Annotated in this window: 14 protein-coding genes and 1 pseudogene; 14 read left to right on the top strand and 1 reads right to left on the bottom strand. The window is 70.1% G+C overall.

Annotation, left to right across the window (positions count from 1 at the left end):
- The 11 genes and pseudogenes from ACOADB_RS18780 to ACOADB_RS18730 all read left to right on the top strand — a co-directional run.
- A pseudogene (locus ACOADB_RS18780) lies at window positions 1-327 on the top strand (hypothetical protein); the annotation flags it as partial.
- Window positions 324-1,256 (top strand): type II secretion system F family protein, encoded by a 933-nt coding sequence (locus ACOADB_RS18775; protein WP_378601849.1) that lies wholly within the window; start codon window positions 324-326, stop codon window positions 1,254-1,256. The pseudogene ACOADB_RS18780 and the gene ACOADB_RS18775, both read left to right, overlap by 4 nt.
- A complete protein-coding gene (locus ACOADB_RS18770) occupies window positions 1,253-2,164 on the top strand; it encodes a type II secretion system F family protein (protein WP_378601846.1) in 912 nt (303 codons plus the stop codon). Before ACOADB_RS18775 ends, ACOADB_RS18770 begins: the two co-directional genes overlap by 4 nt.
- A 74-nt stretch (window positions 2,165-2,238) precedes the next feature.
- Window positions 2,239-2,442, top strand: a complete 204-nt coding sequence (locus ACOADB_RS18765) for a hypothetical protein (RefSeq protein WP_298519674.1) — start codon at window positions 2,239-2,241, stop codon at window positions 2,440-2,442.
- 6 nt (window positions 2,443-2,448) lie between these two features.
- The gene (locus tag ACOADB_RS18760; RefSeq protein WP_056680593.1) at window positions 2,449-2,844 is read left to right on the top strand and encodes a TadE/TadG family type IV pilus assembly protein; all 396 of its coding nucleotides are present in this window, start codon (window positions 2,449-2,451) and stop codon (window positions 2,842-2,844) included.
- Window positions 2,841-3,299, top strand: coding sequence for a TadE/TadG family type IV pilus assembly protein (locus ACOADB_RS18755; RefSeq protein ID WP_378601841.1), 459 nt, complete (start codon window positions 2,841-2,843; stop codon window positions 3,297-3,299). The genes ACOADB_RS18760 and ACOADB_RS18755 overlap by 4 nt, the downstream gene beginning before the upstream one ends.
- The gene (locus ACOADB_RS18750) at window positions 3,296-3,748 is read left to right on the top strand and encodes a pilus assembly protein TadG-related protein (RefSeq protein WP_378601838.1); all 453 of its coding nucleotides are present in this window, start codon (window positions 3,296-3,298) and stop codon (window positions 3,746-3,748) included. The genes ACOADB_RS18755 and ACOADB_RS18750 overlap by 4 nt, the downstream gene beginning before the upstream one ends.
- Window positions 3,745-7,005, top strand: a complete 3,261-nt coding sequence (locus tag ACOADB_RS18745; protein ID WP_378601835.1) for a LysM peptidoglycan-binding domain-containing protein — start codon at window positions 3,745-3,747, stop codon at window positions 7,003-7,005. The genes ACOADB_RS18750 and ACOADB_RS18745 overlap by 4 nt, the downstream gene beginning before the upstream one ends.
- Before the next feature lie 22 nt (window positions 7,006-7,027).
- A complete protein-coding gene (locus ACOADB_RS18740; protein WP_298509395.1) occupies window positions 7,028-7,303 on the top strand; it encodes a hypothetical protein in 276 nt (91 codons plus the stop codon).
- A gap of 26 nt (window positions 7,304-7,329) precedes the next feature.
- Window positions 7,330-7,863 carry a hypothetical protein gene (locus ACOADB_RS18735; protein WP_378601831.1) on the top strand — a complete coding sequence of 178 codons (534 nt, stop codon included), beginning with the start codon at window positions 7,330-7,332 and terminating at the stop codon, window positions 7,861-7,863.
- A gap of 401 nt (window positions 7,864-8,264) precedes the next feature.
- Complete coding sequence (locus ACOADB_RS18730) at window positions 8,265-8,762, top strand: hypothetical protein (protein WP_378601828.1); 498 nt, start codon at window positions 8,265-8,267, stop codon at window positions 8,760-8,762.
- Between the two features lie 282 nt (window positions 8,763-9,044).
- On the opposite strand, the gene ACOADB_RS18725 is transcribed toward ACOADB_RS18730, so the two are convergent.
- Window positions 9,045-9,884 (bottom strand): hypothetical protein, encoded by an 840-nt coding sequence (locus ACOADB_RS18725; RefSeq protein ID WP_378601825.1) that lies wholly within the window; start codon window positions 9,882-9,884, stop codon window positions 9,045-9,047.
- Window positions 9,885-10,255: 371 nt separating this feature from the next.
- On the opposite strand from ACOADB_RS18725, the gene ACOADB_RS18720 reads away from it, so the two are divergent.
- The 3 genes from ACOADB_RS18720 (at window position 10,256) to ACOADB_RS18710 (ending at window position 12,397) form a co-directional block, all read left to right on the top strand.
- Entirely contained in the window at window positions 10,256-11,209 is a 954-nt protein-coding gene (locus ACOADB_RS18720; RefSeq protein ID WP_378601822.1) for a hypothetical protein, read from the top strand.
- Window positions 11,210-11,270: 61 nt separating this feature from the next.
- Window positions 11,271-11,492: a hypothetical protein gene (locus ACOADB_RS18715; RefSeq protein ID WP_378601819.1), complete on the top strand. Its 222-nt coding sequence runs from the start codon at window positions 11,271-11,273 to the stop codon at window positions 11,490-11,492.
- Window positions 11,489-12,397 carry a hypothetical protein gene (locus ACOADB_RS18710; protein WP_378601816.1) on the top strand — a complete coding sequence of 303 codons (909 nt, stop codon included), beginning with the start codon at window positions 11,489-11,491 and terminating at the stop codon, window positions 12,395-12,397. Before ACOADB_RS18715 ends, ACOADB_RS18710 begins: the two co-directional genes overlap by 4 nt.
- Window positions 12,398-12,522 lie beyond the last annotated feature (125 nt).

The following is a 12,522-nucleotide window of genomic DNA, read 5'->3' as shown; positions in this document are numbered from 1 at the left end:
GGCCCCCAGGTCACCCGCGAGCTGGCGATCAGCAAGCTGGCCGCCGCGATCGACATCGTGATGTACCTGCGCTCGGAGGTCGTCCCCAATCCCGACGGCACCTTCCGCAAGCAGCGCTGGGTCGAGGAGGTCCTGGTCGTCCAGCCCAGCATCGACGCCGCCAGGGGATACGCCACCACCCCGATCTTCGCCCCCAACCAGCTCGGCCAGGCCGTCGCGACCGGCAAGCTCGACAACTTCCTCGCCCAGGAGCTGGCGCGGCACGGGTTCGACCTCGAGGCGTACAAGGCCGAGTCCCAGGCCAACCCGGGGGTGGCCACGTCATGAGCACCGCCTTCCTGCCCGCCGTCTTCGGTGGGCTCATCGTCATCGGCCTGATCGGGATGGGCTACGCGCTGATCCCCGCGCCGCCCAAGCCGCCGCGGCCCGCCCGGACCGTCACCCCGTTCGGGCGGCTGGGGAACTGGTTCGTCCGGCTCGACCGCCGCACCCGGATGCTGATGGTCGGCGGTGGCGTTGCCGGCCTCCTGGTCGCGCTGGTGACCGGCTGGGTGATCGCGATCGTGCTCGTCCCGGCCGGGATCATCGGTATCCCGCTGTTGCTGACGCCCCCACCGGCGGCCGCGAGCATCGAGAAGCTCGAGGCGCTCGAGGAGTGGACTCGGTCCCTGTCCGGCAAGCTGACCGCCGGCCAGTCCCTGCGCTCGGCGCTCATCAAGTCCCTGCAGTCCTCGCCGGCGCCGATCGAGCGCGAGGTCGGCCTGATGGTCTCCCGGTTGTGGAACAACACCGCCAGCACCGAGGACGTGCTACGCGCCTTCGCCGAGGACCTCAACGACTCCACCGGCGACGTCGTGGCCAGCCAGCTGATCCTTGCCGCCAGCGGCCGCGGCCAGGCCGGACTGTCGAAGGCGTTGGACGCCCTCGCCGAGACCGTCGCCTCCGACGTGCGCGCCCGCCGCCAAACCGCCGCCGACCAAGCCAAGCCCCGCACCACCGCCCGCACCGTCACCGTCATCACCCTCGGTGTGCTCGGCATGCTCGCCTTCACCGGCGACTACATCGAGCCCTACGGGTCCCCGTTGGGCCAGGTCATCCTCGCCGTCCTGCTCTCGGCCTACGTGGCCACGCTGCTGTGGATGCGCCGGATGGCCGTCGCCAAGCCACTCCCGCGGTTCCTCGACCTCCAGGCCCGCAACGCGCACCGCGCCGCCCAACGCGCGGCACCGGGCGAGAAGGAAGGAGCACTCGCATGACCGGCCTGCAGATCGCGCTCGCCAGCGGCACCCTCATCGGGCTGGCCCTCGCCCTGCTCGTATGGCGCCTCGCGCCCTCCGACCCCGACCTGGTCGACGCGCTGGACCGTCTCTCACCTGACCACGTCGTACCCCGCCGCAACACTCCCAGCCTCGACGTCGACGCCGGCACCGGCTCGGCGGTCGATCGGATCGGCTTGTGGGCGATGAAGAACCTGCCCGGCGGCGCCTGGGCCCACACACCTCGCAAGGACCTGGCCATCCTGCAGATCAGTGAGACCCGGTTCTACGGCGAGAAGGTCGTCTGGGCACTGCTCGGCCTGGTCATGCCGCCCCTGCTGGCCGCCTTCTTCATGCTGATCGGCCTGCCGCTGCCGTTTGCCATCCCGACGCTCGGCTCGCTGGCGCTGGCCGCCCTGTTCTGGTTCATGCCCAACTGCAACGCTGCCGACGACGCCAAGAAGGCCCGCATCGAGTTCAGCCGAGCCTTGGGCGCCTACATCGACATGGTGGCCACCGGCGTCCGCGACGGATCCAGCGGCCAGCAGGCGCTGCGCTCGGCAGCCGAGGTCGGCGACAAGTGGGTCTTCAAGCGGATCGAGAGCGAGCTGCGCCGCGCCCGCTACATGACCCGCGCACCCTGGGACTCCCTGCACGGTCTCGCCGACGAGCTCGCCGTCCCCGAGCTCGATGACCTCGCCGACATCATGCAGCAGTCCGGCCAGGACGGAGCCCAGATCTACAACAACCTCCGGGCCCGCGCCGCCGCACTTCGCTCGGCGATGCTCAGCGCCGAGGTCGGCAAGGCCAACGCCACCTCCGAGCGCATGTACATCCCAGCCAGCCTGCTCGGCATCGTCTTCATGGCGATCCTCGTCACCCCTTCGATGCTCCGCTTCACCACCTGACCGACCTAACACCGAACCCAAAGAACCAGGGTCACCCAGACCGCAAACCGAACAACCAGGAAGGAAGAACCCCGATGTTGAAGCTCTTCATCACTCTTCAGATGGCGGCGCTGACCTCGCTCGCCTCCCTCGAGGACCGCGTCACCAGGCAGCGCGACGAGCGCGGCTCCGTCACGATCGAGCAGGTCCTGTGGGCCGGCGCGGTGATCGTCATCGTCGGCATCGTCGTCGCGGCCATCAAGTTCTTCGTGACCAGCGAGTCCGCCAAGATCAAGTAGGCCGCCATGTTCGCCAGCCTCCACCGCCGCAGCCGGGACGAGCGCGGGTCGGTGACCATCCAGATGGTCTTCCTGATGCCCGCGCTGTTCCTGCTGATGTTCCTCGGCCTCCAGGGCGCCCTTTACTACCACGCGAAGCAGGTAGCGCTCGCGGCCGCGCAGGAGGGCGCCCGTGAGGCAGGCAGCGAGACCGGCACCCGCGACGCCGGTGTGGCCACGGCGAACACGTTCCTCCACGACGCCGGAGGCTCCGACGTGATGACCTCCACCAGCGTCTCCGGATCACGGACCACGACCACCGCCACGATCACCGTTACGGGCAAGTCCATGAGCGTGATCCCCGGCTGGCACGTGACCGTCACCCAGAGCGCCAGCGTCCCGGTCGAGAGGCTCACCGAATGACCAGGCAGACCAGGCGGGCCAGCGCACGCCGCCGGCGCCGGGACGAGCGCGGGTCGGTGGCCATCGAGGCCGCGATCGGCGTCCCGGCCTTCGGCCTGTTCGTGGCGATGATCATCCTCGGCGGCCGCGTGGAGATCGCCAAGCAGTCCGTGGACGCAGCCGCCTACGAGGCGGCACGAGCGGCCTCCATCGAGCGAACTCAGAGCGAGGCCATCACCTCCGGCAAGTCCGCGGCCACCAGCAGCCTGTACGACCAGGGCCTGCAGTGCACGACCACCAACATCACGATCAACGCTGCGGCCTTCAACGCCCCGCTGGGAACCACAGCCCAGGTCACCGCCACCGTGACCTGCAAGGTAGACGTGGCGGACCTGAGCATCCCAGGCCTGCCCGGCACCCGGACGATCACCGCGACCGCCAGCAGCCCCGTCGACGCCTACCGGGAGCGCCGATGATGACCGCCCGCATCCGCAGTCTCACGATTCGGCGCTCGCGCGATGAGCGCGGCTCCATCAGCGTCTGGTTCGCCACCGCAGCACTGGCGATGATCATCCTCGTCGGGATGGCCGTCGACCTCGGCGGCAAGGTCCACACCCAGCAGCAAGCCCGCAGCGCTGCCGCCCAGGCCGCCCGCACCGGCGCCCAGGAGGTTCAGGGCTCGACCGCAGTCCGCGGCGAGGACCTCCACGTCGACCTCACCGCCGCCAAGACGGCCGCCTTGGACTATCTCCGCGCCGCCGGCGTGGAGGGAACCGTCCGCGTCGTCGACGGCGACACCCTGATCGTCACCACCACCGACACATACACCAGCAAGTTCCTCGGGATCATCGGCCTGGACACGATGCAGGTCACCGGGGAGGCGTCCGCGCGGCTCATCCGCGCCGAAGGAGGCATCGAGAGATGACCACGCCCACCCATCCCACCCTGGGCCAGCGGCTCACCGGCCTCGCAGCCTCGGTCGCCGTACTCGGCATCGTCCTCGGGCTGCCCGCACTATTCCTCGCGATCGGTGCCAGCCCAATCCCGGACCACGTCCCGACCCTGGACGGCATCAAGAACGCGCTCATGGCGCCCGACGACGGCACCCTCGTCCTCGGCCTGTTCAAGGTGATCGGCTGGGTCGCGTGGGCCTTCATGGCGCTGAGCCTGGTCGTGGAGGCCATCGCACGGCTCCGCAAGGTCCAGGCGCCCCAGCTGCCGGGCCTGGGCCGGCCGCAGGCCGCAGCACGCGGCCTCATCGGCCTCGCCGCTCTGATGTTCATCGCCGCGCCCATCGCCGCCCAGCCAGCCACGATCACCTCGGCCGCCGCGGCGCCGGTGACGGTGGGACACGTCAACGCCGGTGCCGCCGACCAGGCACCCGCCCAGCAGGACCTCAAGGTCGAGACGAAGCAGGAGCGCCAGCGCAAGACCGTCGACCACGCTGTGAAGCCGGGGGAGAGCCTGTGGTCGATCGCCGAGGACCACTTCGGCGACGGTGCCCGCTACAAGGAGCTCGTCGAACTCAACCGCGACCTCCTCGGCGCGCAGCCGAGCTTCCTCGAGCCCGGTTGGGTACTCAAGCTGCCCGCGCTCAACGGCGGGGCACCGGCGCACGACTACACGGTGCAGCCCACCGACACCCTCAGCGAGATCGCCCAAGAGCAGCTCGGCGACGCCGACCGCTGGCCCGAGATCTACCGGGCCTCCACCGGCATCACCCAGCCCGGCGGGGCCCAGCTGACCGACCCCGACGTCATCGACGTCGGCTGGAAGCTCAACATCCCCGACGCCGAGCAGGGGGGCAGTCACGACGACACCCAGCACCAGCAGTCGCGCGACGTCGAGCCCGAGACGCCCGCCGGCCCCGAGGACCAGCGGCCCGTCGACCCGCCGGCCGAGGAGGAGCCGCCGGTCGCCCATGTGCCCGAGGTGCCCGAGGTGCCCGAGACGGCCGTGCCCGACGCGCCGCCCCAAGCCGAGGAGCCGGCGGCGCCGGTCGCCGACGTCGACCAGGTCGACGACGCTGACGACTCGATCCTCGACGCGCCGTGGGTCCTCGCCGGTCTGACCGGCGGGGGCGTCCTGCTGTCCGGGGCACTGCTCATGGCCCTGCGGTCCCGCCGCCGCGCCGGCTACCGGAACCGGACGCCCGGCCGCGCGATCGCCGCGCCGCCTCCGGAGCTCGCGCCGGTCGAGATGACCCTGAACGCCACCGGTGCCGCGGCCGCAGCCACCGTGGAGTTCGCCGACGAGGCGCTGCGCCGCCTCGCGGCCGCCGTCGGCGCGCAGGGCACCACGATGCCGCCGCTCGCTGCCGTGGAGCTCGCGCACGGCAAGCTGACCCTGCACCTGAGCGCGCCGGCCGCCGTCCCGGCGCCCTGGGTGGGCAGCCCGGACCAGACCCACTGGCACGTCAGCACGGACACCGCCGTCGACGACCTCGGCCCCGACACAGGGAACGTCGAGCCGCCCTACCCGCTCCTGGCCACCATCGGCATGAGCGACACCGGCGAGACGTGGCTGCTCAACTGCGAGGAGCTGTCCACCCTCACCATCAGCGGCGACCAGACCTACGGCCGGGACTTCGCCCGCCACCTCGCCGCGCAGCTCGCCGTCAACCCGTGGTCGCGCCGCGTCCAGGTCGACTGCATCGGCGTGGCTGAGGAAGCCGTCGCCATGGACGAGCGGATCAGCTACTACCCGACCGGAGCAGCCGGGTCACCCGCGACCGCGGAAGCCCTCGCGGCCGCCGTCACCACGGTCGACCGGGCGAAGCGACACGACACCGACGCGTCCACAGCGCGCACCGGCAGCGTCGACGACGACACCTGGCCCGCCCGGATGCTGTTGCTCGACGCGGCTGCCGGAGACCCCGAGGACCTCGAGCAGCTGCTGCAGCTGGTCACTAACCACGTCGGGCAGTCCGCCACCTCCATCGTCGTCGCCGGCGAGCGACCCAACACACCGGGCGCCGTCCTGCACATGACGAACACCGGCCGCGTCGTCCTCGAGCACGCCGGCCTCAACCTCATCGCCGTCGGCCTCACCAGCGACGAAGCCCGCGGCTGCGCCCTGGTCTACGCACAGAGCGAGGTCGCCGAGGAGGTACCTGTCCCGGTCGACGAGACCGCCACCGACGGCTGGGAGGCCTACACCGACCAGTCCGGGGCACTGCGCCGCGAGTACACCCTGCCGCGCAACACCCCCGCGGACACCGTCGACGAGCCGCTGTCCTCCCTCCTGGAGGGCGACGACGAGGACTACATCCGGCACAGCGCGATCGTGCAGGAGGACCTCGAGACGCTGGCGCCGAAGGTGCCAGAGCACGTCCGAGCCGAGGTCGAACAGTGCGACCCCACTCTCGACCAAGACATCGCCGACTGGTTCTCGACCAACTGCGACCGTCCAAGGCTCATCCTGCTCGGCCCGGTCACCGCGCGCACCCACGGCAAGGCGCTGGCCAAGCGCAAGCCCTACTTCACCGAGCTGCTCGCGTACCTGGCCATGCACGGCAAGCACGGAGCCACCCGCGAGGAGATTGGCGAGGCATTCGGGATCACCCCCGGCAAGGTGCGCGACTACACCAACACCGTCCGCGAGTGGCTGGGCACCAACCCCACCACTGGAGAGCCCCACCTGCCCCACGCCGACAAGGCCCCTGCCACCAAGCTCCGCGGCGTCAACGTCTACCAGGTCGACGACGGTCTCCTGGTCGATCTCCACCTCTTCCTCCGGCTGCGCAAGCGCGGGCAGGCCCGGGGCGGAGCGGAAGGCGTCGCCGACCTCTGCACCGCGCTCGAGCTGGTCGGCGAGTCGAAGCCCTTCAGCCAACTGCGTGAAGAGGGATGGTCTTGGCTCGTCAACGAGCCCGACCGCGTTGACCTCATGGCGTCCGGCTGGATCGCCGACGTCGCCCTCATCGTCGTCACCGAGGCTCTCGCCGTCGGCGACCTGGTCAAGGCCCGCTCCGCCGCCTACGTCGCCAACCGGGCAGACCCTGACGGCGAGAGCACCCGCCTGTGCCTGGCGCACGTCATGAAGGCCGAGGGCGACCAGCTCGAGGCCGACCGGATCATCCGCGAGGAGATCTGCAACCGGTCCGACGACGGCGACGCCCCGCTGGAATTGTCGGAGCGCACGAAGACCATCATCAGTAACCACGGCTGGCTCGCGAGCTGACTCGGGAAGGGAGCACCAGCACATGACCACGCTCGACCAGGAGCTCACCGGCCGCTACGTCGCGGCCGGCGGCGACCGCCCCGACCTCGACGCCCGCCGCGTCGCGCGGGCCGTGTTCGTTCGCGACACCATCGGCACGCTCTACAACGCCGACAAGAGGTTCGGGATCGAACCCGCCGACAACGGCTCGCTGGCCGAGCTCGTCGACGCCGCCGAAGAACACCTCGAGCACATTGCCACCGACGTCAGCCAGCGATCAGTCATGGCGCCGCCCAACACAGGAGGAGACACCGCATGAGGAAGCACCACTCCGCACTCGGGGGAGTGGCCCTCGCCCTTGCCCTGACCCTCATGGGCTGCTCGGACGACGGCACCGACCCCGAGGCCGAGGACACCCCAACCACCACCCCGACCGAAACGCCGACCAGCGCTTCGCCGACCCCGATGACTCCTGAGGAGAAGGCTGCCGCGCAACTGACCACCTACCTCGAGGTTCGTGACGACGCGCTCCGTGCCGCGACCATCGACTTCAAGCGCCTCAACAAGGTCGCAACTGGACAAGAGTTCCTGAACCTTCAGCAGAACGTCTCTGGAATCGAGCGCTCCGGCAGCAAGGTCACGGGGGAGTACGTTCACTTGCTCGATGAGCCGCGCGACCGCGGCTCTCAAGTGCTTATCACCGACTGCGAGGACCGCAGCGGAGTCGAGCGCACGAAGGACGGCAAGCCGGTTCCCGAACCTAAGGACCCCGAGGGCAACCCCCTGCGAAACCCGGTGCCGATCGAGTACGAGTTGATCAAGCAGAAGGGCCGCTGGCTCGTCAACAGCTCAAACGTGCTTTGGGACAAGTCGTGCTAGCCCGGGCGCTCGCCGCGATCGTGGCCGCCGCATGGCTGGTCACGATTGGGGGCTCGTCGCCGGCCGCCGCTGATGGCGACCAAAACTGCCACTATGAGACCAATCCGGACACCGGCGAGGTAGTGCTCGTCTGCGAGGACCCCGGCGATGATGGCGACGAGGACAACGATCCTGGTGATGGAGGCTCGTCAACGTGCTCGTACCAAGGCAACGAGATTCCCTGCACGGGCCCAGAAGGATCGACTTGGAGCAGCGCTCACGGGTGCTACGTCGGAGAGGCGTTCCCCGCAGACGAGACCGAGCCGCCGCCCGGGCAGACCGAGGAGGACGGCGCCTGGCACGTCTGCTACTTCCCCCCGCCCGGGTCCTCGTGGGAACTGATGTGGATCGAGAACGGCACAGTGACCATCGATCCAGAGGTGCTGGCTCAACGGGCCATTGCATCGATGGACCTGGACCCGATCACGATCGGCATCGTCCCCGAGTCGGGCGCCAACCGGGTTGGTCTCGTTGGTCTGCCGGTGTGGATGTGGGTCGACAGCCCGACCGATGACACGTTCGGACCGATCACCGCGTCCGCCAGCGAAGGGCCGGTCTCGGTCAGCGCCACCGCCAGCGTCTCCAGCATCGTGTGGAACATGGGCGACGGAACCAAGGTGACGTGCACCGGCAAGGGAACGCCGTACGCCGATCACTACGGCAAGCAGGACTCCCCGACCTGCGGGCACCGCTACGCGAAGATGTCGACCAACCAGCCCGAGGGTGCGTACCAGGTCACCGCGGCCAGTCGCTGGGTGGTCGAGTGGACCGGTGGCGGGCAGTCCGGAACCATCGAGTTCGACCTGGCCACCGAGCCGCTCCCGATCCGCATCGGGGAGGCCCAGGTGCTGACCCAGTGACCCTGTACTACTAGCCGACCGATCACCGACACAGGTCCCCGTCCTCACAGCAGGACCGGGGACCTGTGTCGTTCGCTGCCCGAGCGCGGCCCGGAGGCACCGGGCCCCGCCCGAACTGAGATGCTCGTGCTGCCGCTGGTGGACGTGAAAGAGCCCCAGGCGTCTCGGGTCTCCTGGGGCTCGCGAGAAGCAGAGCATGGGGTGGCTCGCCTGCGCAGATGAATAAGACAACGCGCGAACCTAGACCTTAGGGCTCACGGGTTGGCGTGACAGCAGGCCCAGTCACGTGACCTGGGTGCCGCCTTCCTGGCGGTCAACGAGGCGGGGACCCGGGCCAGCGCCGCGCCGACCTGGCTGTCCCGGCGACAGGAAGCCGCGCCGTCGTGCGGTGCCGATCCAGTCCCGCACGGTCGGCTCGGGGCGCCCGAACTTCGTGGCGAGCCGACCCGTTAGCCCAGGCCCGTTGGCGGCTTCCTGGAGGTACGTGCGCGCTACGTCCTCGAGGAGGGTGTCCGGTAGGCCTGGTCGGCCGCGGCGCTTGCCTGCCGCGGAGCTCGTAGCAGTCTCCAATGTGCTGAGTTCCTCGGGCAGGAGGTCCTCTACCGCGATGTCTCGCCGGCCGTCGAGGCCGAGCTGGGTGACGCCCTCACTACGCCAGTCGTCTTGGGCGAGAGTCGCCTGCGCGCGAGCGACGATCTTGCCGAGAGGGATGCGGCGAAGGAGATCGCTCGTGATGAGCTGGCCCAGCTCAGTGCCGGGATCGTGGTCGGTTGCAGCGCGGTCCTCGTCGCCACCATCCTCGTATCGCCAGGTCAGTTTGAAGAGCTCGAGTTCCGCAACCTCCAGGCCGCGGCCGCGGTTGACCAGGATCCCGTAGACCCGGACCGGGAGGTCTCGCGACGTGTAGACGAAGTCCGCCACGTAGCCGGCGCCTCGCGCGCGGCTCTTCATGTAGAGCTCGAGGCGATCCGGCGGCGGCGGGTCGCCGGGATAGTCAAAGCCGGGATCGAAAAGAGACTGCTTGAACAGGTCGTACATCTGGCGCGTCCGCGTGAAGTCGTACGACAGGTCGCGGACCTCGAGGTGGTCGTCGGGCATGTGATCGGTGGCGTTCTCGGTCATGGTCTCGACGGTAGGCCAGCAGGGTCGCGAACCGTACGGAAAAACCGTCCGACTTGCGCCGCTCGATTAGTCGTACGCCTGCGGCTGTCGCGGCGGGCGCGGATTATGAGGCGGGGCGCTGACGTAGCGCGCACCCTCAGGCGACCCCTCGCGCGCACGACGTCCAGAAGCCAGAGAATAGAAACAATAGGCTCCGCGCCACCCTGGCCAAGAAGTTTCTGCAACTTTCGGGGGGACGCCCTCTGACCTGCGGAAACGCGCGTCCCCCCTCTGCGTCCCCCTCCGAATCGGGGGTTTGGGGGGACGGATGCGGGGACGCCCGCTCGCGACCTTTCTGCCGTGCACAGCCACGGACGAAAGGAGCGAGTGCGATGAGTGTGGGCGACCAGCTCGGCCTCGACGACAACAGCGAACTGCTCGACAAGGCCCGCCAGAAGTGGCCGACTTGGGTGGCCGTTGATCCACGGCTTGGAGTCGTCGAGGAGTTCGACGACCTCCGGGCCTGGCTGCCCTCGGTCGACAGCGCAGCCTCTGACGAGGTCCTCCTGGCGCTGGCCATGCTGGCGGCTCCCGATGGCGGTGACGACATCGCTGCCGCGGCCGCGCTCGCCAAGTGCCTGCTGCCCGGCGCGTGCCGGCTCGCCGGCTGGCTCAGCACCCTCCCTCCCCGCGAGGTCTTCCGCGACAGCCAGCCCGTCGCGGCCGGCTCCTGGTCGGCCGTCGAGCGGATCGACGAGCTGGTGGCCTCCCAGCTGTGGATCGAAGTCCGGACCTTCAAGTGGCGCCGGCTGCGCAAGGTCGCCGCGAACATCCTGATCAGCACCCGCGTCGGCGTCCTCCGCGAGGTCGGGGACTTCTTCCACGTCTCCCGCGCCGACCGCACGTGGGCGAACACCACCCTCGTGGAGTCCTTCTCCTCCGGCGACCTGGCCGACGGCGACGCAGGAGCGTGGAGCGCCACCGCGATGCCGATCGAACGGGTTGCCGGCGCCCCATTCCCCTGGCCCGAGATGCTCGCAGGCGCCGGTCCGGGGCAGGAGGAGCCGTCGGCCACCGAGGAGCTGCTGGAGCTGCTGGCATGGGCCTGCGAGAACCAGGTAATCAGCGCGGCCGACCGCTACCTGCTGCTCTGCCTGGTCGACGAGGCCGACCGCGTCGAGACCCGCAACCTCGCCCGCGGCTACGGCGGCCTGCTCAGCAACGAGGTGTCCAGCCGTGTCGCACCGCGGGTCGGGGTGTCCGAGGCAACCGTCCGTCGCCACGGCTCGCGCAGCATGCGCGCCCTCGCCGCGGCCGCCACGAGGAAGTTCGGCCATGACGAATGAGCGCGACCGTGATCGCTCCCACCGCCCGACGACACATAGGCGACTGGAGGTGGTGAAGCCCATGACATACACCCAGGACGACGGCGAGAGCCGGACGCCGGAGAAGATCGCCGACCTGTTCGCGATCGCCGGCCGCGAGGTCGAGGCGATCGAGCAGCTCACCGGCTGCGTCGCCCAACTGCACGAAGTCCAGGCCGCCAAGGCAGAGCTGGCAAGCCTGACCCCGGCTGAGGTCCGTGCCGCGCTCGAGTTCCGCCGCGGCGGTATCGGGGAGGCCAAGTGAGCACCCAGACCTCGAGCCGCCCGGTCGGCGTCGACGAGCTCAAGCGAGCCTGGGACGCCGTGAACGCCGGCGAGTTCCGCGTCGGCGCCGGCGCCGGCAAGGGACCCCGCGGCCGCGGCACCGCAGCCGCGGACGACTGGTCGCCAGCCGCGGGGGAGCACACCATCGCGGTGATCGGATGCGCCGGGTCGGTGGGAGCCAGCACCATCGCCCTGGCAGCCGGCCTGGCCGCCGCCGCCCCGGTCCGGGTGATCGAGTGCTGCTCGGTCACCGCCTCTGGTCTCGCCGCGGCAAGCACCGCCGAGCTCGGCCTTCACCCGACCGACTGGCGTCAGGGCAAGCGCGACCACGTCCTGCTCGAGCGGGCCAGCGAGGTCCTCGCCGGCGTCGACGAGATCCCGCTGCCGATCGACGCAGAGCACGAGACCCAGCTGACGATCCTCGACGTCGGCTGGGAAGCCGGTCAGCTGCTGGCCACCGACTGCTGGCTCGCCGAGGCCGTCCGCACCGCCGACCAGGTCGTCCTGGTCACGACAGCCACCGTCCCCGGGATGCGCCGCGCCTCGGTCGCGCTCGAGCTGCTGGCCAACCACTGCCAGCCCGAGCAGATCGCCCTCGCCGTGCGTGGGCCGCGCCGCAAGAAGTGGACCCGGGGCCTCGAGCACGCCGGCGGCCCCGCCTTACGTCGCGCCCTGGTCGCGGACCGGTGCGTGGAGATCCCCGAGGACCGCGAGCTCGCGGTCAACGGCCTGGACTCCCGGCCCGTCCCGGCCCCCCTCATCTCGGCAGCACGTCAGCTGCTCGAGCCCGCCCATCTGCCCACCTGCCCAACGGCGCCAGCGAAAGCGACTGACCCGAACCGGCGTCAGCAACCCGGAAAGGAAGTCCCTCTGTGGACGTCATGACCACTCTCCTCCCGATGGCCGCCCAGGTCTGCCCGAAGGCGCCGCCGGGGGCCGTCGGACCCACCAACGAGATCACCAGCTACGTCCTGTGGGGCGTCATCGTCCTGTTCGGTCTCGGCATCGTG

Origin of the sequence: Nocardioides sp. CPCC 206348, assembly GCF_048654705.1 — a bacterium.
GTDB lineage: Bacteria > Actinomycetota > Actinomycetes > Propionibacteriales > Nocardioidaceae > Nocardioides.
This window is presented reverse-complemented; position numbering and strand designations above follow the sequence as displayed.

What these genes read in the sequence shown, in the direction of transcription:
- ACOADB_RS18775 (WP_378601849.1), top strand. Translation starts at nt 324, where the DNA reads ATGAGCACCGCCTTCCTGCCCGCCGTCTTCGGTGGGCTCATCGTCATC.
- ACOADB_RS18770 (WP_378601846.1), top strand. Translation starts at nt 1,253, where the DNA reads ATGACCGGCCTGCAGATCGCGCTCGCCAGCGGCACCCTCATCGGGCTG.
- ACOADB_RS18765 (WP_298519674.1), top strand. Translation starts at nt 2,239, where the DNA reads ATGTTGAAGCTCTTCATCACTCTTCAGATGGCGGCGCTGACCTCGCTC.
- ACOADB_RS18760 (WP_056680593.1), top strand. Translation starts at nt 2,449, where the DNA reads ATGTTCGCCAGCCTCCACCGCCGCAGCCGGGACGAGCGCGGGTCGGTG.
- ACOADB_RS18755 (WP_378601841.1), top strand. Translation starts at nt 2,841, where the DNA reads ATGACCAGGCAGACCAGGCGGGCCAGCGCACGCCGCCGGCGCCGGGAC.
- ACOADB_RS18750 (WP_378601838.1), top strand. Translation starts at nt 3,296, where the DNA reads ATGATGACCGCCCGCATCCGCAGTCTCACGATTCGGCGCTCGCGCGAT.
- ACOADB_RS18745 (WP_378601835.1), top strand. Translation starts at nt 3,745, where the DNA reads ATGACCACGCCCACCCATCCCACCCTGGGCCAGCGGCTCACCGGCCTC.
- ACOADB_RS18740 (WP_298509395.1), top strand. Translation starts at nt 7,028, where the DNA reads ATGACCACGCTCGACCAGGAGCTCACCGGCCGCTACGTCGCGGCCGGC.
- ACOADB_RS18725 (WP_378601825.1), bottom strand. Translation starts at nt 9,884, where the DNA reads ATGACCGAGAACGCCACCGATCACATGCCCGACGACCACCTCGAGGTC.
- ACOADB_RS18720 (WP_378601822.1), top strand. Translation starts at nt 10,256, where the DNA reads ATGAGTGTGGGCGACCAGCTCGGCCTCGACGACAACAGCGAACTGCTC.
- ACOADB_RS18715 (WP_378601819.1), top strand. Translation starts at nt 11,271, where the DNA reads ATGACATACACCCAGGACGACGGCGAGAGCCGGACGCCGGAGAAGATC.